The 17,612-nt window shown below is 72.4% G+C and carries 22 protein-coding genes; 21 read left to right on the forward strand and 1 reads right to left on the reverse strand.

Annotated elements, in window-relative coordinates:
- Positions 1–101 precede the first annotated feature (101 nt).
- The 4 genes from ACWDBB_RS08895 (at position 102) to ACWDBB_RS08910 (ending at position 2,870) form a co-directional block, all read left to right on the forward strand.
- Positions 102–659 (forward strand): hypothetical protein, encoded by a 558-nt coding sequence (locus ACWDBB_RS08895; protein ID WP_449788914.1) that lies wholly within the window; start codon positions 102–104, stop codon positions 657–659.
- Between the two features lie 107 nt (positions 660–766).
- The gene (locus ACWDBB_RS08900; RefSeq protein ID WP_449788915.1) at positions 767–1,141 is read left to right on the forward strand and encodes a hypothetical protein; all 375 of its coding nucleotides are present in this window, start codon (positions 767–769) and stop codon (positions 1,139–1,141) included.
- Positions 1,138–1,881 (forward strand): hypothetical protein, encoded by a 744-nt coding sequence (locus ACWDBB_RS08905; RefSeq protein ID WP_449788916.1) that lies wholly within the window; start codon positions 1,138–1,140, stop codon positions 1,879–1,881. The genes ACWDBB_RS08900 and ACWDBB_RS08905 overlap by 4 nt, the downstream gene beginning before the upstream one ends.
- Before the next feature lie 38 nt (positions 1,882–1,919).
- Entirely contained in the window at positions 1,920–2,870 is a 951-nt protein-coding gene (locus ACWDBB_RS08910; protein WP_449788917.1) for a hypothetical protein, read from the forward strand.
- Here the strand turns inward: ACWDBB_RS08910 and ACWDBB_RS08915 are convergent.
- Entirely contained in the window at positions 2,867–3,145 is a 279-nt protein-coding gene (locus ACWDBB_RS08915) for a hypothetical protein (protein WP_449788918.1), read from the reverse strand. The genes ACWDBB_RS08910 and ACWDBB_RS08915 overlap by 4 nt on opposite strands.
- Before the next feature lie 102 nt (positions 3,146–3,247).
- Here ACWDBB_RS08915 and ACWDBB_RS08920 point away from each other — a divergent pair, with 102 nt between their 5' ends.
- From ACWDBB_RS08920 to ACWDBB_RS09000, 17 genes are all read left to right on the forward strand, one after another.
- On the forward strand, positions 3,248–4,063 hold the full coding sequence (locus ACWDBB_RS08920; RefSeq protein ID WP_449788919.1) for a hypothetical protein: 816 nt from the start codon (positions 3,248–3,250) through the stop codon (positions 4,061–4,063).
- Between the two features lie 39 nt (positions 4,064–4,102).
- Positions 4,103–4,699: a hypothetical protein gene (locus ACWDBB_RS08925; RefSeq protein ID WP_449788920.1), complete on the forward strand. Its 597-nt coding sequence runs from the start codon at positions 4,103–4,105 to the stop codon at positions 4,697–4,699.
- Between the two features lie 30 nt (positions 4,700–4,729).
- Positions 4,730–5,227 carry a hypothetical protein gene (locus ACWDBB_RS08930; protein WP_449788921.1) on the forward strand — a complete coding sequence of 166 codons (498 nt, stop codon included), beginning with the start codon at positions 4,730–4,732 and terminating at the stop codon, positions 5,225–5,227.
- A 17-nt stretch (positions 5,228–5,244) separates the two neighbouring features.
- A complete protein-coding gene (locus ACWDBB_RS08935; RefSeq protein WP_449788922.1) occupies positions 5,245–5,724 on the forward strand; it encodes a hypothetical protein in 480 nt (159 codons plus the stop codon).
- On the forward strand, positions 5,721–6,380 hold the full coding sequence (locus ACWDBB_RS08940; protein WP_449788923.1) for a hypothetical protein: 660 nt from the start codon (positions 5,721–5,723) through the stop codon (positions 6,378–6,380). Before ACWDBB_RS08935 ends, ACWDBB_RS08940 begins: the two co-directional genes overlap by 4 nt.
- Entirely contained in the window at positions 6,377–7,210 is an 834-nt protein-coding gene (locus ACWDBB_RS08945; RefSeq protein ID WP_449788924.1) for a hypothetical protein, read from the forward strand. Before ACWDBB_RS08940 ends, ACWDBB_RS08945 begins: the two co-directional genes overlap by 4 nt.
- Positions 7,211–7,326: 116 nt before the next feature.
- Positions 7,327–7,644, forward strand: coding sequence for a hypothetical protein (locus tag ACWDBB_RS08950; RefSeq protein WP_449788925.1), 318 nt, complete (start codon positions 7,327–7,329; stop codon positions 7,642–7,644).
- 147 nt (positions 7,645–7,791) lie between these two features.
- A complete protein-coding gene (locus ACWDBB_RS08955; protein ID WP_449788926.1) occupies positions 7,792–8,280 on the forward strand; it encodes a hypothetical protein in 489 nt (162 codons plus the stop codon).
- 209 nt (positions 8,281–8,489) lie between these two features.
- A complete protein-coding gene (locus ACWDBB_RS08960) occupies positions 8,490–10,199 on the forward strand; it encodes a type IV secretory system conjugative DNA transfer family protein (protein ID WP_449789084.1) in 1,710 nt (569 codons plus the stop codon).
- A gap of 68 nt (positions 10,200–10,267) precedes the next feature.
- On the forward strand, positions 10,268–11,098 hold the full coding sequence (locus ACWDBB_RS08965) for a hypothetical protein (RefSeq protein ID WP_449789085.1): 831 nt from the start codon (positions 10,268–10,270) through the stop codon (positions 11,096–11,098).
- A gap of 80 nt (positions 11,099–11,178) precedes the next feature.
- On the forward strand, positions 11,179–12,150 hold the full coding sequence (locus ACWDBB_RS08970; protein ID WP_449788927.1) for a hypothetical protein: 972 nt from the start codon (positions 11,179–11,181) through the stop codon (positions 12,148–12,150).
- An 89-nt stretch (positions 12,151–12,239) separates the two neighbouring features.
- A complete protein-coding gene (locus tag ACWDBB_RS08975; RefSeq protein ID WP_449788928.1) occupies positions 12,240–13,595 on the forward strand; it encodes a DNA cytosine methyltransferase in 1,356 nt (451 codons plus the stop codon).
- 60 nt (positions 13,596–13,655) lie between these two features.
- On the forward strand, positions 13,656–14,474 hold the full coding sequence (locus tag ACWDBB_RS08980; protein WP_449788929.1) for a hypothetical protein: 819 nt from the start codon (positions 13,656–13,658) through the stop codon (positions 14,472–14,474).
- Positions 14,475–14,476: 2 nt separating this feature from the next.
- Positions 14,477–15,646 (forward strand): DnaB-like helicase N-terminal domain-containing protein, encoded by a 1,170-nt coding sequence (locus tag ACWDBB_RS08985; protein ID WP_449788930.1) that lies wholly within the window; start codon positions 14,477–14,479, stop codon positions 15,644–15,646.
- 179 nt (positions 15,647–15,825) lie between these two features.
- On the forward strand, positions 15,826–16,305 hold the full coding sequence (locus tag ACWDBB_RS08990) for a hypothetical protein (protein WP_449788931.1): 480 nt from the start codon (positions 15,826–15,828) through the stop codon (positions 16,303–16,305).
- Positions 16,306–16,366: 61 nt separating this feature from the next.
- A complete protein-coding gene (locus ACWDBB_RS08995; protein ID WP_449788932.1) occupies positions 16,367–16,906 on the forward strand; it encodes a hypothetical protein in 540 nt (179 codons plus the stop codon).
- Positions 16,903–17,610: a hypothetical protein gene (locus tag ACWDBB_RS09000; RefSeq protein WP_449788933.1), complete on the forward strand. Its 708-nt coding sequence runs from the start codon at positions 16,903–16,905 to the stop codon at positions 17,608–17,610. The genes ACWDBB_RS08995 and ACWDBB_RS09000 overlap by 4 nt, the downstream gene beginning before the upstream one ends.
- Positions 17,611–17,612 lie beyond the last annotated feature (2 nt).

Consider the following 17,612-nt stretch of genomic DNA (forward strand, 5'->3'; position numbering starts at 1 on the left):
GCCCCCAGGAGTGCTTCCTGTCCACCCGCTCTGTCATCGCCCGGCCTACCGACGTCGGCTTCACGGGCATCTACTGCCACCATGACGGCTATCCCAGCCACATGCTGCCCCTCCTGCTGAGCGCTCGGCAGCACCGCTTCCGAGGCGATGTCGAGGCACTGTCCCACCACCTGATCGACACCCCGGCCATCGGCTGGGAGGAGATCGGCGTCGATCTGCTGAACGGAGCCCCTGAGGGGCTGCGGGCCCGGCTGATCGGCAGGGACTCCGTCGCCAGCAGCGAGGTCAGCGCCGGCGGCATCCTCACCTCGGACGGATCGCCGCCCTCGAAGGACATCGTCACCGAGCAGACCACCGAGGGCCTGAACTGGGCGTACGTCCTGCACGCGGAGGGCGTCGAGGTGATTGGCCTGTACGAGTACGAGCGCGGACCGGTGGTGCCCTGGGACACCGAGCCGACCTCCGTCTTCAGTGACTACGCCGGCCTCTGGTCGCCGACCGGTCCGCTGCCCGTGACCGCGCCGCCGTCGTCGGCTGCCGCGGCGGCACGGGCTTCCTCGGGCAAGATCCGCTCCGCCGCGCCCGCTCAAGCAACCGATCCGGACGGTGCGCTCAGCCCGGCTCCCCTGGCCAAGCCTGCTGCCGGCCGGGCGCGCTGACGGCTCGGGACTCTGCCCGCCCCGTCGTCCCTGCGGTGCCCCCACCCGACTCAATCCCTTGGGGCCATCCGCCCTCTACCACCCTTCCCCTTTCCCGGAGTTGCTCCTTGCCTGCTTGTCTGACCCGTCTGGACGACCGAGTGGAGGCGGCTGTCGGCACCAGCATCGCCGCTCTGCACGCCGAGGAGGCACGCCTGAGCGCTGGTGCCGCCCGCGTGCTGGACGCCCACCGTGTGCTGGTGAAGGCCGAGACCCGCGTCGCGTTCGAACGAGTGCGGCTCGTGATCTGCGCCGACCGGCAGCGCCGGGTCGACGACCAGCTGCTCGCCGATCTGTCCGATCAGCTGGAGATCCTGGAAGACGCCGCAGCCACCCGCGACCAGGCCGAGGCCGACCTGCTGGCCCGCGTCAAGGAGATGAAGCAGCCGCTGCCCAGCACGCGCTCGGTCCCGAGCTTGGCCCTCTCCGTCCGCCACCGGTGAGCGCCACCCGACGGCCCGAACGCGCGACCTTCGGCTGGAACTTCGACTGGGGCGAGTTCGTCATCGCCCCGCACCAGCTTGCCCCCGACATCGCGGAGATCCTCGCCGAGGCCGGCTTCGTGAACCGGGCCGCGCCGCTCGGGGCCTGGCGCATGTCCCCGGCAACCACGATGTTCGAGCAGGCCGATGCTGCCGCTCTCGCGGTCCGCCAGCTGGCCGAAGCCGGCTGCCGGGTGGGTAACTGGCATGCACCACAACAGCGTTCCTCGGACGTTGTCCGGCACTACGACTGGCTGACCTCCGAGGCCCCGTTCCACAACGCGGGGGCGACGTCGGCGGCGGCCCGGGTGGAGGCCTGCCGCCGACTCAGCCGCGTCCAGTCGCCCGATTCGCGGTCGATCACCGAGCAGATCGCGTCCGGCGAGCTGCTGGTGGAGGCGCGGCGCACGTTCGACGACGCCGAGTGGATGATCGCCTCCGAGCGCGACAGCCCGGACCGCTACGTGGAACTACTCCATCGGCTGCCCCAGAGCGCGATGTTCGTCACGGGCGACGTGCCCGAGGCGTTCGCCGGGCACACCCGCCGCTCCTTCCGACAGCTCATCCTGCGCGAGACCCGTCCACCGGTCTCCGACCGGGCCAGCGCCGCTAGCGCGACCTCCCGGCCCTTTCCCCCCGCTCAGCCCTCAGTACCCAACGCAGCTCGGCTCGCGTCGTCCGCTCAGGGACGACGGCGCTGACCGCCCGGCCGTTAGCCCCCACTTCGACAGCGAGGATCATGTCCGACATCTCCTTCGGGCCGGGTCCGGACGGTGCCATCACCGCCCGACTCGGCCCCGACGCACCCGACAGCGCGCACCGGCTCCTCCAGCAGAACGGCGCGACCCCCGGCCCCCGCGACGGCGAGTACGTCTTCGACGGTCCGGACGCCGTCGCCCGCGCGGCCCAGGTCGCCTGGCTCAACCGGGCGGACTCGCTCGGTGCTTCCGCCCCGTCGACCTCGCGGACGATGCCGCTGGCCGGGGTTGACGTGGTCTTCGCCCGCCACCCGGGTGACGGGATCGTCGCGGCGACCGCGACGGACTCCACCGAGGGCCTGGTGCCCGAGGTGCTGCGGACCTTCGGCTGGCGCTACGACGGCGGCGCTCCCGACCGCGACATCTACCTGCCGCCCGAGGACGCGAGCGAACGGCAGGCCCTGGCCGCGGCGGCCCGGGCGAGCCTGGTCCTACAGGGCCTGGGCCTGCAGGTCGCCACGGTCGGGCTGGCCGCACCGCCGGCCAGTGCCGACCGGCTCGCCGAGGCGGCCGAAGACCTGGCCATCGAAACGGTCAGCCTGCGCAGCCTCACCGACAGCAGGGACGTGGCCGATGTACTAGACGTCGCCCTCGATCCGCGGGTCGGGGCGCTGCCGAACCTGCTGGAGCTGCTCGATTCCACCCAGGCGTTCGTCTCCCAGCTCCCACCGGTCCAAGGCGAGGTCCTCGGCGCCCAGGTGAGCATCGCCCGGCACCAGACAGCCGCCCTGGCCGAGAACCTGACCACCGTCCAGGCCGCACTGGCGGACGTCGGCAGCGTCGTCGAGGCACCGATCACAACCGCGCGCAGTGCGCGCGCGACTGCGGCAAGCGCTGTCACCGCTCGCGGGCTCCCGGCTGGCCCGATCATCCAGGCCGCGCCCGCCGCCCGGGTGCTGGCCACCGCCCCCTCCACCGCCGCCACGCTCTAGGAGAACCCCGCATCAGCGACAGCCCCGCCATCCACATCGTCCGCCATCCCCAGCACGGCGTCACCGCCGCCGGCCTGGAACACGCCACCTACCGGCAGCGCCGGCTGCTGGCCGACTACGGGTTCACGCCGATCCCCGGCACCGCCGATCTGGCGTTCACCGGCCAGACCGACAACCTCTTCCTCCACGCCCGTCAGACCGTGGCAGCCCTGCGCGCCACCGGTGCCGAGGTGCGCCCGGACCCCGCGTTCGAATACGCCGAACATCCCGGCCACCCCTCTCCCTCCTCTGTCGCCGCCGGACAGGGCGCGAAGATCATCACCCCTGGTCGCGTCTCCCCGCAGCCGCCGGAGGTCGCCACGGACCGGCAGCCGGACGTGGCCGTCGGGCACCACCCCGACCACGGGATCACCGCCACCAACCACTCGGGAAGCCCGGACGCAGCGAAACTCCTGGCGAAGGCCGGCTTCTACCGGGTCCCGGACCATCCGACCCTGTACTCCCTGACCAGGCCGGAGGCGGGCGGAGTCGACCGGGCCACGGACACCGTCGCCCGCCTGCGCGCGGCCGGGCTGACCGTCGTCTCGGACGCCGCGTTCGACCCCGACCACGCTCCCGGCAACCCCGGCGAGTCGTTCCGCACCCACCTCGTCAAGATCTCCGACGCCACCACGTCACAGGACCCCGCGCAGGACCCCTTCGCCACCCGGATCTTCCCAGCGCCGAAGCAGGAAACGGGCACCGCCGAACCGGTGGCAGGCCTCGACCCGTTCGCAACGCGCGTCTTCCCGGCCCCCGAACGACATCAGGCGGACAGCCGGATGGGCGCGCTGCTGAGCAACCGGCAGGACACGCTCGTCGCGATCCAGGAGATCCTCACCGGGCTCTCACAGCAGCTGCGCGACGACCCACAGGCCCTGGACCCCGCGCAGGTGTCCGCCGTTCTGAACGATGCGCAGACCACCCTCGGTGGCGTCCGCCGCGACCTCGCGACGATCTCAGCCCCGGCCCTGGCCCGAACCGCCCGTCCCACGCAGGCCACCCGACCGACCGTCGCCCCCGAGCTCGGCACCCGCGCACAGGCAGCCACCGCCACCAGCCTGCGACTGGGCCGCGTCACCGCCGCCCAGCCCGTCGAAGCCGCCGCGCAGCCGGTCGATCCGCGCCGGGCCTACAGCATCCACGCCCGCTGACCAATGCCCCTTCTGCTCAACGACGTCAAGGAGTCCACCGTGTCCACGACCCCCGAGAGCAACGACATCGTCGACATCACGATCTCCCGCCACGCCCAGACGGGAACGATCTCGGCCACGCCCAGCGGCATGACCTTCAGGGTCGCGGACGCGCTCCTGCCGCAACTCGGATTCGAGCCCGACCCGACCGCGCTCGGCTCGTTCCGACTCGCCGCCCCGCGGCGCAACAGCCGGGAACGGGCCGTCGCCGCGGTCCGGGCCCTGCGCACCATGGGCCACCGAGTGCCCGCCGACCCCGAGTTCGACACCTGTGCCGCCACCCACCGCAGCAGCGACGGCGAGCCCGACGTCGCGATCGGCCGACACCCGAAGCTGGGCGTCGTCGCCGCAGTCACCTCCGGCCTGCCGATCGACCCGGCCCCGTTGCTCACCCGAGCCGGCTGGAAGCACGTGCCGGCCCTCGACGTCTACCGGGCTCCGGTCACGGACCGCCCCGAGGACGACAACCTCGCTGCCGTCGCCCGGGCGACCGCCCACCTCCAGCACGGTCGGTACACCGTCGCCGTCCAGCCGGAGATCGTCGCCGCCGTCCTGGCCCGCCGCTCCGTGACGACCGCGCACCCGCAGCACCGATGATCCATCCAACTGCCAAGGAGAACAGACAACATGGCTGTCAAGACCAAGTGGGTGGTCACCCACTCCTGCGGACACGAGCACGAGCACGACCTCGGCGCGAGGCCGGCTGACCGGCGGGCCGGGTACGCCCGCTGGCTCGCCGGACGCGACTGCACAGACTGCTGGCGCGCCCAGCGCGAAGGCGACCACGACGAGGAACGCACCGCCTGGGTCGCCGCCCGCCGCGCAGAGGAGGAGCAGGCCGCCGTCGACTGGGCCGAGCGGTACGCGATGCCGCCGCTGTCCGGCCCGGCGACGATCCTCGCCTGGGGCGCGCGTTGCCGCCATCAGCTCGTGACCGGCGCCTACCAGAGCCTCGTCACCGAGGGCGATCTCACCGAGGAACGGTGGCAGGAGGTCGAGGCTCTGGCCCGCACGATCGACCGCTCCGGCTGGTGGGTGGACCAGCGTGAGGCCAGCCCCGGTGACCTGCCGGAGCTGCTCGACGCCGCCACCGACGCCGACCGCGTCGTCGAGAACCCGTTCTAGCGAGGGGCGGACATCACTTGAGCCTGATCACCGCGCTCTCGCGCAACCAGCCCGACGACGGCGAAAGCTCCCGCGTCGCCGCCTGGGCGGTGCGGCGGCTGGGCGACTCCCTCGCCGACAGCACCCTGCCCTCGGACCTCGCCCGCTCGATCGAGCTGCTGGAACCTGTGCTGCACGAGGTTGAGGAGACGCTGCGGCGTGCGGCCGAGGCCGCCGGCGGGGCCAGTACCGCACGCTCCGCTCACGCCGCCGCCGAGCAGTTCGGGCAGGCCAGCGCCACCACCGTCCTCCTGCGACTGCACCTGGAGCAGATCGCCGCCCGGCTGCGGGGCTTCGACCTCGACTTCCCCATCGATGCCACCGACCTCTCGCCCCGGGCCAACGCCGCCCAGCGCACTGCGCCCCAGGTCGTGCACGCCCCGCGGTCCGTGCAACTCCCAGCCCCGGTGCCCGCCGCGTCGATCACCAGCGTGCTCGGCCACACGACACGGCGGTGACCGGCCCGATCCGCATCTCGCCGGGCAGTTTCGGCGCCGCTTCCGCCAGCGGCGCCGACTCCGCGGCCGGCGTGATGCTGACGAAGCTCGGTTTCGCGCCACCGCGCAACACCGACCAGCCCATGTCCCTGCACATGCTCGACGGCCCGCTCGTCTTCCGCGCCGTGGTCGAAGAGGCCGCCCGTCGGCTGGAGGGCGCCGGGTACGAGGTCGAGGTCGATCCGCGCCTTCGGCTCTCCGCGATCGGCGAGGAGGCCTTGGAGGTTCTCGCCGACCTGCGTGGCAAGCTCGACGAACTCGCCGACGTGGTCAGCCGAATAGACGACCTACGTGAACTCGCCGATGTGGCAGCCCAGATGGTCACCGGAGCGCACAACGTGGCCGACGGCACCCGCGAGCTTCTCAGAACCGCCGCCGGATCCGCGCGCGACACCCACGGCCCCCCGCACGAGCGGGAGGAGATCGCCGGCTGGTTCGACGCGGGCGCCGAGGCCGTCGCCACGCTCCAACGGAACGCCTCCAACGTGCCCTACCCGCAGCAGTCCGACACCTCTCCGGCTGCCCGGGCGCCGGCCGCCCGCACAGCCACGACCGCCCCGGTCAGCACCACCTCCGCCCTCCCTCACGGCCCCTACCCCCGGAGAACCCGAGCTTGACCCACCCCACCCACCTGTCCCTCGCACAGCGGCTGCGGAACCTCGCCGACCAGCTCGACACCGACAACGGCCAGCCGAGCCAGAACCTGCTCCAGGCCCTCCTCACCCCACAGGGCCTGCTCAACCTCACCCACGAGGCAGCCACCAGCGCCCGGATCGACCTCGATGCCTGGAACCAGGCCCTCAGCCCCGACCCGGACAGCACGCACCTGCAGGAACTCAGCCGCCAGGCCGCCACGATCGAGGAGAGCGTGCTCGGCACCATGGAGAAGGCCGAACTCCACCTGCCCGCAGCGACCCGGCTGATGGCCGACCACGCCGACCCCGCCGAGGCCGCTGCAGTAGCCCTGGCCGCCGAACAGGCCCTGTGGGACGGTTCTGAAATCCGCGGCAACGAACGCGTGTACTACTGGCATGCCGAAGGCTCGGACGATATCCCCCTGCCGGGCCTCGCGCCGACCCGGCGCGGCTATGCCGACCCGTACGGCACCGCGCTTTTCACCCGCCAGGCCGCCGAGCAGGTCGTCGCCGACATGCTCGCCACTGACGCCGGCTTCGAAGCCGCGTTCCAGCCGGACGGATCGCTGATCTACACCTGGCCCAAGGAGTACGACGGCGACGACGGACGGATGCACGTCGTCCCGGACGACCGAGGGTTGTACGCGATCGGCGGCCAGTGGCCGTGGATGTACTACCGTCCCGGTGACCCCGAACTCGCACCCCGGGCCAACGCCGCCCGGATCGTCTCCAGCACGCCTTCCCCGGAAGCCTCGTCCGAGGCCACCACCCGGCACAGCGCACCGGCCGCAACCCCTGGCAGGTCGCGGTGAACCCGCTGCCGCAGGAGCAGGCGACCTCGGGCGCTCCCACTGCGCTTCTCACCGCCGGACTGCGTGATGTCGCCGCACGGATCCGCTCATCCGGCGACCCGTCCGAAGTGGCGGGAATGCTCACGGAGATCACCCGAGATGGTGGCACCCTTGAGGCGCTGTCCGACGTGGTGGCCACCGCGAGCCGGTGGGCCAAGGGCCGGCCCGGCGGCGGATACCTCTGGCAGCCGCTCGGCCGAGCCGCGGACGAGATCTGGGAGGCCGGCGCCGACATCATCGACCTGCCCGCACAGATCCGCGAACTGGCCACCAGCCCGGCCCGCATCCGCTCTGCCGCCGCGCGCACCGGCGGCGCCACCGCGCCCGGGCCCGAGCGGCAGCAGCCACCACCGGTCTCCGCCACGGCCCCGCAGGCTCGCTCACGCGGGCGGTGAAGAAACGTTTCCCCTCTGATCCCTTCCATCACCAGGTACGCGAGCACCCGCGACCTGCTCGTTGCCGCGCAGCACCACGCCCTGCGCCCGCCAGGCGGGCCGCCGGTCAGCGTCATCGGCGGCTGGCGTGAAGTCGGCGAACTCCCCTTGCCCGGCAGCATCGAACTCGCCGCCCTTGCAGATGAGTTGAACGGGCTTCTCCGCGCGCACCGTCCGGACCAGGACGAGCGCCTGGGCCGCAGCCGCGATGTGTGGCACTGCACCATCCGCGACCACCCCGACGCGCCGCGCCTGACCGACGCCCAGTGGGCAGCCACCGCCCGGCGGGTCCTGGCCTCCACCAGAATCGTGTCCGCCGACGACCCGTCGGCCAGCTGCCGCTGGATCGCGCTGCGGACCGGAAGCCACGAAGTCCGGATCATTGCCCCGCTGATGCGTGCCGACGGCACCACCCCGCCACTGCACCGCGATCACTCCTTGGCGCGCGCGGCCTGCCAGCTCGTGGACCTCGACCTCGCAGGCCGCCACCGCGCCGTGGCCGCGCGCACCGGGCACCGGCCCGTCAGCTCCGCGGCCCCTCCAGCCGCCGCCCGGCCGTGGGCGCCGGAGCACCGCCCGGCAACCTCCCACCGCTGACCAGCGGCCATCTCGGCCCTGGCCGCGAGCGCGTGACCGCACCGCGCCGCCGCCAACCCGTTCCCAGGCCCGCACTGCGGCCTTCCCCGCGCCCGCGCGCTCCGCCCCGCGCCCGGGCTTCCCGCAAGGACCTTCTTCTGCCCTCCCCCTCCTCCCCTTCCCCAAAGGCACCGTCCTCCAGCCCCGGCACCGATGCCCTCCTCTACACCCTGATCGGCGCCGGCCTCGCCCTCGCCGCCTACGGCTCGCTCGCCTGGGTCGGCGGCAACCTCACCAACTCCGCCTTCGGCAGCGGACCCTGGCAGCCGTACCAGCCGGTCACCGCCGCCCTGCACCCTGATCGCCTGTGGCCGGCACTCGACCCGCTCCAGGTCCTGATCGGCGCCCGGATCGCCCCCGGCCTGCTCTTCGCCGCCCTGGCCGCCGTCGGCGCGGCCCAGGTACTCAAGCACCACCGCTCCAAGAAGGCCGCCGGGCTGGCCACCAGCCGCGACCTCGCCGTCCTGCTGCCCAAGGAGGTCTCGGCCAAGGCCAAGAGCCTTCGCCCAAGCCTCGCCGACGCCAAGCCGGGGTCGATCAAGCCCGACGACACCGGCGTCCTCCTCGGCAACCTCGGCGACGGCGGACCCGAGGTCCGCACGTCCTGGGAAGACGTCGCGGTCGCGATCATGGCCCCCCGAAGCGGCAAGACCACCTCGCTCGCGGTCCCGTCGATCCTGCGTGCCCCCGGCCCCGTCCTGCTCACCTCCAACAAGGCGGCCGGCGACGCATTCACGGTGACGCTCGACGCCAGATCCGAGGCCGGGCGGGTGTGGACGATGGACCCGCAGCAGATCGCCCACACCGAGCAGGCCATGTGGTGGGATCCGCTGGCCGACGCCAAGGACCTCCCCGGCGCGAGGCGTTTGGCCCAGCACTTCGTCACCGCGTCCGTCGACGAAGGCGAGCAGGGCGACTTCTGGTCCACGGCCGCCGCCAACACACTCACGGCGCTGTTCCTCTCCGCAGGCGCGGACGGTCGCCCGATCACCGACGTGCTCGGCTGGCTCGCCCAGCCCGCCGACCGCACCCCGATCGACATCCTCAAGGAACACCAACTCACTGCCATCGCAGCGCAGTTGCAGGGCACCGTGTCAGGCGCTGTCGAAACGCGGGACGGCATTTTTGAAACCGCGCGACAGTACGCGGCCTGCCTTCTGGACCCGAAGATCGCTGCCTGGGTCACCCCGAACGACACGCTCCCGGAGTTCAAGCCCTCAGACTTCGTCACCCGCAAGGACACCCTGTACCTGCTGTCGAAGGACGGCGGCGGCTCGGCGTCCGCGCTGATCGCCGCCGCTGCGGACAGCGTGATGCGCACCGCGGTCATCCAGGCGGAGCGCGACGGCGGACGCCTCGACCCGCCGCTGCTGTGCGTCCTCGACGAGGCCGCCAACGTGTGCAAGATCGGCGATCTCCCGGACCTCTACTCGCACTTGGGCTCCCGCGGCGTAATTCCGATCACGATCCTCCAGTCCTACCGACAGGGCCAACGGGTCTGGGGCGAGGTCGGCATGGACGCCATGTGGTCCGCCGCCACGGTCAAGTTGGTCGGCAGCGGCATCGACGACGCCGACTTCGCCGACAAGTTGAGCCGGCTCGTCGGCGACCACGACGTCGAGACCGTCTCGCACTCCACGTCCGACTCCGGACGCTCCACCTCGATCTCGATGCGACAGGAGCGGATCCTGCCCGCCGACCAGATCCGCGCCCTCAAGAAGGGCTCGGCGCTGCTCTTCGCGACCGGGATCAAGCCAGCGCTGCTCCAACTCCGTCCCTGGTACAAGGAGCCCGGCGCCGACGTAATCGGCAAGGCGTCCTCCCGGCAGACCGCGGCGATTACCGAGCGGGCCCGCGCCAAGGCGGAGGCCGCCGCGTGAGCGCCGCCACCACGAACGCCCCGACCGTGCGCACGCTCTCTCTAGGCGCCGGGGTCCAGTCGACCTGCCTGCTGCTACTGTCCGCCCTCGGCGAGCTGCCCCGCCTCGACTACGCCATTTTCGCGAACACCGGCTGGGAGCCGAAAAAGGTCTACGAACACCTCGACCGCGTCGAACAGGAAATAGCGAAACCCGCCGGAATACCCATCCTCCGAGTATCCTCGGGAAATATCAGGTCCGACGCCCTTGACCCTTCCCACCGCTTCGCCAGCATGCCGCTCTACATCCTGAACCGGGACGGCTCACCTGGCATGACGCGCCGCCAGTGCACCGGCGAATATAAAATCAAGCCCATTAAGCGACAGGTTCGGGAAATCCTCGGCTATCCCTATCCTGCGCGGATACCGGCCGACGTCTTCGCCGAGCAGTGGATCGGCATCAGCACCGACGAGTTTCACCGCGCGAAGGACGCCGACGTCAAATACACGCGCAATCGGTTCCCCTTGATCGAGCTGGGCCTCTCTCGCGGTGACTGCCTGGGCCTGCTCGCCGAGCACGGCCTGGAGAGCACCCCCAAGTCGTCGTGCCTGGGGTGCCCGTACCACGGCAACGCGCAGTGGCGGGCGATCCGCGACGGCGATCCGGCGGAGTGGGAGGACGTGGTCGAGTTCGACCGCGAGATCCGTGCCGGCAACGCCCGCGCCAACGCCGACGGCCGGCCACTGCTCGGCCAGGCGTATCTGCACCGGTCCCGGATGCCGCTGGCCGAGGCGCCCATCGACCGGCTCACCCGCCGCGAGCAGCTCGCCCTGGAGAAGCGGGTCGCCGCCGACGAGGCTGAGTTCGGCCCCGCCGATGGGTGCTCGCCGTACTCCTGCCGCTCAGGCGACCCCGTCTGATCTCCTCGCTCCCCGCCCATCGCCGCGACGTCGGCCACGTCACCGCCCCTGCCCCGCTTGACCTTTCGCTCCCGGGCGTGATGGCCGGCGCCGCCCGCACTCGCCTTCCTCGGAGGCCATTTCTGACGTCCTCGTACACCCCCGTCGACCAGGCGAAGGCCCTGCGGCTCATCCGTCCGCTTCCGGACGGCACCACCACCGGCCTCCAGCAGATCGCCTGCCGCGCCGACACCGTCGTCATCGCCACGCTCGAGCAGGGGAGCGTCCACGACACCTGGACGGGCATCAACGTCCGTATCGTCTCCCCTGCGTACGGGGAGCTACCCGGCAACTGGTTCGGCTTCGCCGAGCACTCCGTGTTCAACCGGGACGCCCGAGACGGACGCTCCGACGCCGGCACCCTCACCCGCGAGAACCAGCGGGATCTGCTCTGTGCCAAGGGAATCCTGCCCGATGCAGTCCGTGAAGCCGTCGACACCTACGTCCGGGTCTTCGCCCCGGCGGAGGCCCCGCAGTTCACCGCGATGCACCAGGTCGACGGCCTGTGGTGGCTTGCGGACCATCTCGTCGACCTCCGTGCGGCCTACCCGCAGGCCATGGCGGACCGTTCCCTCCCGTACCTCGATCCCGACGTCCTGAGCGAGGTAGCCGGCGGGATCTACAACGATCTCGAAGACCTCACGGGCGAGTGGGAAGCCGTCCAGGGCGCGCGGACCACCTCCATCAAGGACGACCTGCAGCTCCTGCGCGGCCTTCGGTCCTCTCTGCTGGAACTTGCCAGACCCTCCGTCACGGACACGTACACGGCCGGCGAGTTCCGCCGCCACGTCAAAACGCTGGACGAGATCGCCTCGCAGATCACCACTGGCCTCCGCCAGCCGGTCGCCGCCTTGGGCGATTCGCCGCGCAGGGCCGCCGCCCTGAGCAGCTCCGCGACCGCTCCATCCGCCGCTCCCCCGCCAGCCGACGCCGTGAGGGGCGCAGACGGTGAGGTGCTCCGCTCGTCTCCCGCGCCGCCACCGGCACCGCCCGCACCGGGCCGGACGCGGTGACGCGGCAGGAGTACACGTCCCTGCCGCCCCGCCGGTGGTCCAACCTTTCCACGGCCGGGGATCCGACGTGGTTCCCCCAGCTGCGGCAGATGGGCCCCTGGTCCCACCGGGAGCTGGTCTCGCTCGCGCACCCCTGGCCGATTTCCTGGCTGTACCCGCCGCGGCGCGGCGACCCGCCGAGGATTGTCAACCTCTTCGCCGGGCCGGGCGGTTGGGAGGTCGGTCTCCAGATCCTCGCTGACGGCGGCACGCCCTTCGACACCGTCGGCGTCGAGCTGGACGAGAACGCGGCGGCCACCGCGCGGGCGGCCGGATTCCGGCGCATCGTCGCCGATGTCCGTCACCTCGACCCCACCCACCCGGCTCTCCGGTACGTCGAGGGTCTGATCGTCAGCGCGCCCTGCATCACCTGGAGCCCCGCGGGACTCCGGCAGGGCCACGCCCACGAGAACCTGGAGCTGCTGCTCGACATGCTCCCCCTCGCGCTGGAGGCCACGTTCGGGCACTGGCACGGCGACGGCGACTGCGACGAGGCAGACAGCTGTCTGATCTGCACCGATCCAGTCTGGGACGGCAACTGCGGGTGGACCGGCCCGCTGATCACCCGCAACGACGCCCGCGAGCCCATCTCCAGGATGACCGACCCGGGCATCGGGCTCGTGGCCGAGTCCGCGCTCTGGGCGCTGAGCCTGTCCGCCTGCTACGACCACCTGCAATGGCTCGCGATGGAGCAGTCCAGCGCGCTGCCCTCGATCGTGCCGGACGCGATCGGTGAGGTGCTGGAGATGGCGGACTGGTGCGACTCCGCCCAGTGGAAGCTGGACGCGGCGGACGTCGGCCTCGCCTCCCACCGCCGCCGCACCTACCTCATCGCCGGGCGCCACCGCTACGTGAAGTTCAACGCCGTGGATCCTGACGACCCGGTTCCTGCCCGAACAGCGGCCGAGGCCCTGGGCTGGCCGGCGGGAGTACGGGTCAACACGCGGGGGCAACGCTCCACTCCGGGCGGCAACGAGTGGTCGGCGGACCGGACCGCCCCGGCCATCACCGGCCGCTCCCGCAGCGCGTACTGGGCAAGCGATCCGCAGCGACGGCTCGGGCTGGCGGAGGTCGCGCTGCTGGTCGGGATGCCGGCCGACCACCCGTGGGCCGGCTCGCCTTCGGCCCAGTTCCAGCAGGCGGGCGATGTCGTGCCCCCCACAGAGGCGGCCCGGGTCCTGGGGCCGCTCGTGCGCCGCCCATCACAGGAACCGGTGCGCCGCTACCTCGCGAACCTCTACGGTCCGCGCAGCCAGGCCGCCGCCGCGAGGTCCGTGGTGGCCGGCGGCCCGCGGCGCCGCCGCGGCGCGATCGTCTCCGCGACCCCGATGCTGCCCGGGCTCGACGCCCTTCCAGCCCTCGCGGACCCAGCGTCGCCCCGGTGCCCGCCACAGCCCATCCGCTGAGCGGGCGCTCGGCCCGGCGACCCCGGTCCTTGCCCTTCCCCCGATCCGAGCAGGAGGCTCGTGAACACCATCGCCCAGTCCCTGCACGGCTGGACACCCGCCGACCCGCAGACCGAAGCCGCCGTGGAGTTCCTGAGCCTGGCGCCCGAACTGACCGAAGTCGTCAGCTCCCACCGGATGGGCCATCAGCACTTCCACGTGGCCTTCAACTGGGACACGATCGGCGGACCCCCCGGGCTGCCACGCGCGTACGGCATCCACGTCTCCTTCGCCCCGGAGACCCACCGCTGCCGGGTCCGCACCCGCCCGGCGCCGACCTTTGGCTGGGCAGGTCGGTGGCTGGTAGGACAGGGGGCCGATCCCCGCGCCGTCGCCGAGTACCGGCCCGTCCCCGACGACCCGTACAACCTCGGCGCCGGCGAGCGGATCGAGGGATTGCTCTCGGGCGAGGACTACGGCTTCGCCCGCCCCGGTGCCAGGACCACCCGGTTGATCGAGGACCGTGTGCGCCGCTCGGGAGACCGCTATCGGATCCTGCGCTACAACAGCGCCTACCCCGCGTTCCTGAACGGCGAGCGGGAGGCCAACTTCGTCCTGCTGCACGACCGGCACCCGCGCGCCGTCGATCGCCGCTTCCTCATCCAGCTGGAGACCGTGTACATGCAGCGCGCGACGTACAGCATCACGGAGGGCGGCTTCCGCACCCTCGCCCAGGCCCGCCGATGGATCGACCGGATCGACGCGAAAACGGGAACGACCCCGCCCCTGCCCGCGACCGACCCAGCCACGGGACTGGCTCCACGCGGCTTGCCGGCCCCCCTACGAGCCGCGGGCACGGTTCACGCGTTTCCCGTCTCCTCCACCCGCCGGTCACGGTGACGGTGGCCGCCACCGCGCTCAGCCCCGGCATGGAGGCCGAGCAGGCCCTCCTCGGAGCGCTACTCCTCTCCCCCACGGAACTCGCCTCCATCACCGGGTGGTTGAAGCCGCCCCACTTCCTCCGCCCCGCCCACGCCGCGCTGTACGAGGTGCTTCTCGATCAGCGCGCAGCCGGCCACCCGGGTGCGGCTGAGGGCGCCGGCGACGATCAGGTCCGGGACTTCGCGCTGGAAGCGCTGGCCGCCGCGCGCAGGACCAGCCGGGGGTTGAGCCCGGGCTACGGCGCGACGCTGATCGCCGCCTGTCCGCGCCCACGCCACGCCCGCGCCTACGCCAGGATGGTGCTGGAGTCCTCGATCCGCCGCCAGGTCCACGAACGCGCGCACCGGCTCCAGCACGCCGCGCGCACCGGTGCCCTGGACGGCGTGCGGGAGCTGACCGGTGAGCTGCGCCAAGCCGTCCACGAGCTGGCCGACCTCTGGGGCACCTTGGACGAGCGCCCTCGCCCGCTGCCCGGCCCCTGGCCGCCCGAACTCCCCGATACTGTCCACGAGAAGACCACGGTCGACGAGACCGCGCTGCTCTCCTCCGCCACCGCTGCTCCCGACGGGCTGAAGTCAATCATCCGGTGGCTACGGCCGGGCGACTTCCTCGACCGCGGGCACAGCGCCGTCTTCCAAGCCCTGGCCGCCCTCGCGCACCGGGGGGAGCCGATCGACGCGCTGACCGTGCTCTGGGAAGCCCAGAACCAGGGGGCCATCGCCTCCGGCGCCATCACCGCCGACGGCGTGCGCGCGGCCACGCGCGACGGCTTCACCGGCGACCCGCAGTACTGGGGCGAGCGGGTCCTTCGAGCCTCCGTCCTCCGCCAGAGCGCCGCGTCGGCCGGGATCGTGCGGCTGCTCGCCCGGGACTCCTCCCTGCCGGCCGCGCGCCTGCTCGGCTGCGCGCTGCACACCCTCGGCAGCGCCGAGGCCGTCCAGGAGCGCTGGCTCACCGCCAACGGCCTCCCACTCCGGTCCGATCCGCCCCTGGCCCCGTCCCCTGGCGGCACCGAACGACGCGAGGCCGCGCGCACCCGAACCCCCGCCACCATCGCACACGGTGCCGCTCTCCCTTCTCCGGCCGAAGCCGCGGCACCGCCCCGATCACCCATCAGGAGCAGCCGCTGACCGACGCCGAACGTCCCGCCCGGTCCCGATAGCCCCTCCGAAGGAGTCCAGCCCTGCCCACCAAGAATTCGCCCCGACCGCCGAGCCCCGAGGCCACCCGACTGCGGGCCGCAGCCGACGCCATCGATGTCGTCGCCGCCGCACTGCCCGGTGCCTACCGAGAGGAAGGCGCTCCCGGCGTGCGCGAGCTGGCCGAGCATGTCGGCCACATCAGCGACCGGCACACCCAACTGGTCGCGACCGCTGACGTGTTGGCATCCTCGCCGCTGGCCGACAGCACCCGGCGGGCCACGGCCCGCGCACTCGCCGACGCCGGCACCCAGGTCGGCCAGGCCGTGTACGGCATCAGCCAGGCCGTCGCCATGTCCGCTCGCCTCCACGAGGTCGCGGGCCTGAGCGGCCCGCACGCCGAAGCCGTCCGGGAGCGCGCCGGGCGCGAGCTGAACCTCGCGCTCTCCCGCACCCGACTCGCGCTCACCGGCGCGAGCGACACCCTGCGCCAGCAGGCCCGCTCAGGCCGCGACGGCGCCACCCTGCCTCCGATGCGCAGCCGGGCCGCCCTTGCCCGCACCGCTGGCACACCCGCCCCCACGTCGCGCACCGCCTCGCCGACCAGCTCCACCGCGGCCCCCACCCCGGCCGCAGCACACCGTCGCTAGTCTCACCCAGGAGCCACTAATTCCCCGACCAGAACCCCAATCCGTCGACTACGAAGTCGAGTTGGCGCAGATGGCCTCCGTCTTCACCTTCATCGCGGAGAACCTCGACAGGACGGCCCGCGTGCCCGGCCGTCCCGGCATGGTCAAGGCCATCTCCGAGGAGTGCGAGCACGCCAGGACCGTGATGCGGCACTGCTCAGCCCGGATGCACGACCTCGCCGGTTCCACACCGGCCCAGGACCCGCGGCGCCTCGCGGCGGCGACGTCGGCCTTCCGCGCCGGGCGGGCGCGAGCCGCCACCGTTCACCGCCACCTTGCCCACGCCCTGGCCATCCTCGTCGACGACACACCTCCGGCTCGACGAGACGACGCCGAGGGTGTCGAGCGAGAGCGGCGCCTCGACTACCAGATGCTGTGCGCGGTCGCCGAGGGACGGAACGCCGCCATCGCCGCGGGGAGCGAGCTGGTGGTGCTGAGCGGACAACTGCCAGCCGCTGCTGCGCCCGCAGCCTCCCGTACCCGGCGTACCCATGCCGTCTCCGCCACGGCACCTGCTTCCGCCGTCGGCCAGCCGGCCACGGCGTCGGGCCGTCGGCGGTGACTTCCGTCCGCGAGGAGGACGTCCAGCGTCTGACCGACCTCGCCGACCGCCTGGCCGTGATCCGCCGTAACCTTCGTCAGACCGCGAGACGGCCGTCGTCCGCGGTGCCGGATCTGCTGGTCCGGGACATCAGTGCCTTGGCCGACTACGTCGCCTCCGCGTCCCGGCTTCGAGCCGAACTCTCGCACCGCACCGGACCGGCGCCAGCGAACTACGGCGAGGACTGGGGGCCCGCGTTCGCCGCCACCCGGACCAGCCCCGTCCTGCACAAGCTCACCGAGTTGCTGGACGACGCTTGCGACCTGGCCAACCAGAGTCGGCCCCGCAGCCAGTACCGCTCGCAGTTCTACTCCGCCGGTCTGGATCTACGCGTGTCGGCCCAGTTCGCCGCGGCTGACAAGGCGCTCACCCAGACCATCAGCACGATCCGCCGCTTCCGCACCGGGCTCGGCAAGGTGCGCATGCGCGAACTGGAGCAAGAGCAACAGGCGGTGGCGAACCCCACCGCGCCTGCAGCCCGGGCGGTCGCCGCACGCGCGAAGGCCAGGGGCCAGGCCTCGGTACTCACCCCGATCTCCGGGCAGGAGGCGGCCAGCACGGCGGCGCGCCGGGCCAGCGCGTCCCGCGTTGCCTCCAGGCCCCGCGCCCACCGCAGCACCGGCTCCTTCAGCCCGTCGCCGATGACCTGCCTCATGTCCCCCTGACG

This window comes from Kitasatospora sp. NPDC001095 (assembly GCF_053598615.1).

Excerpts from the sequence above, each read along its gene's own strand:
- ACWDBB_RS08895 (WP_449788914.1), top strand. The coding sequence starts at position 102 with ATGCTGCCCCTCCTGCTGAGCGCTCGGCAGCACCGCTTCCGAGGCGAT.
- ACWDBB_RS08950 (WP_449788925.1), top strand. The coding sequence starts at position 7,327 with ATGCTCACGGAGATCACCCGAGATGGTGGCACCCTTGAGGCGCTGTCC.
- ACWDBB_RS08910 (WP_449788917.1), top strand. The coding sequence starts at position 1,920 with ATGTCCGACATCTCCTTCGGGCCGGGTCCGGACGGTGCCATCACCGCC.
- ACWDBB_RS08970 (WP_449788927.1), top strand. The coding sequence starts at position 11,179 with ATGGCCGGCGCCGCCCGCACTCGCCTTCCTCGGAGGCCATTTCTGACG.
- ACWDBB_RS08930 (WP_449788921.1), top strand. The coding sequence starts at position 4,730 with ATGGCTGTCAAGACCAAGTGGGTGGTCACCCACTCCTGCGGACACGAG.
- ACWDBB_RS08975 (WP_449788928.1), top strand. The coding sequence starts at position 12,240 with ATGGGCCCCTGGTCCCACCGGGAGCTGGTCTCGCTCGCGCACCCCTGG.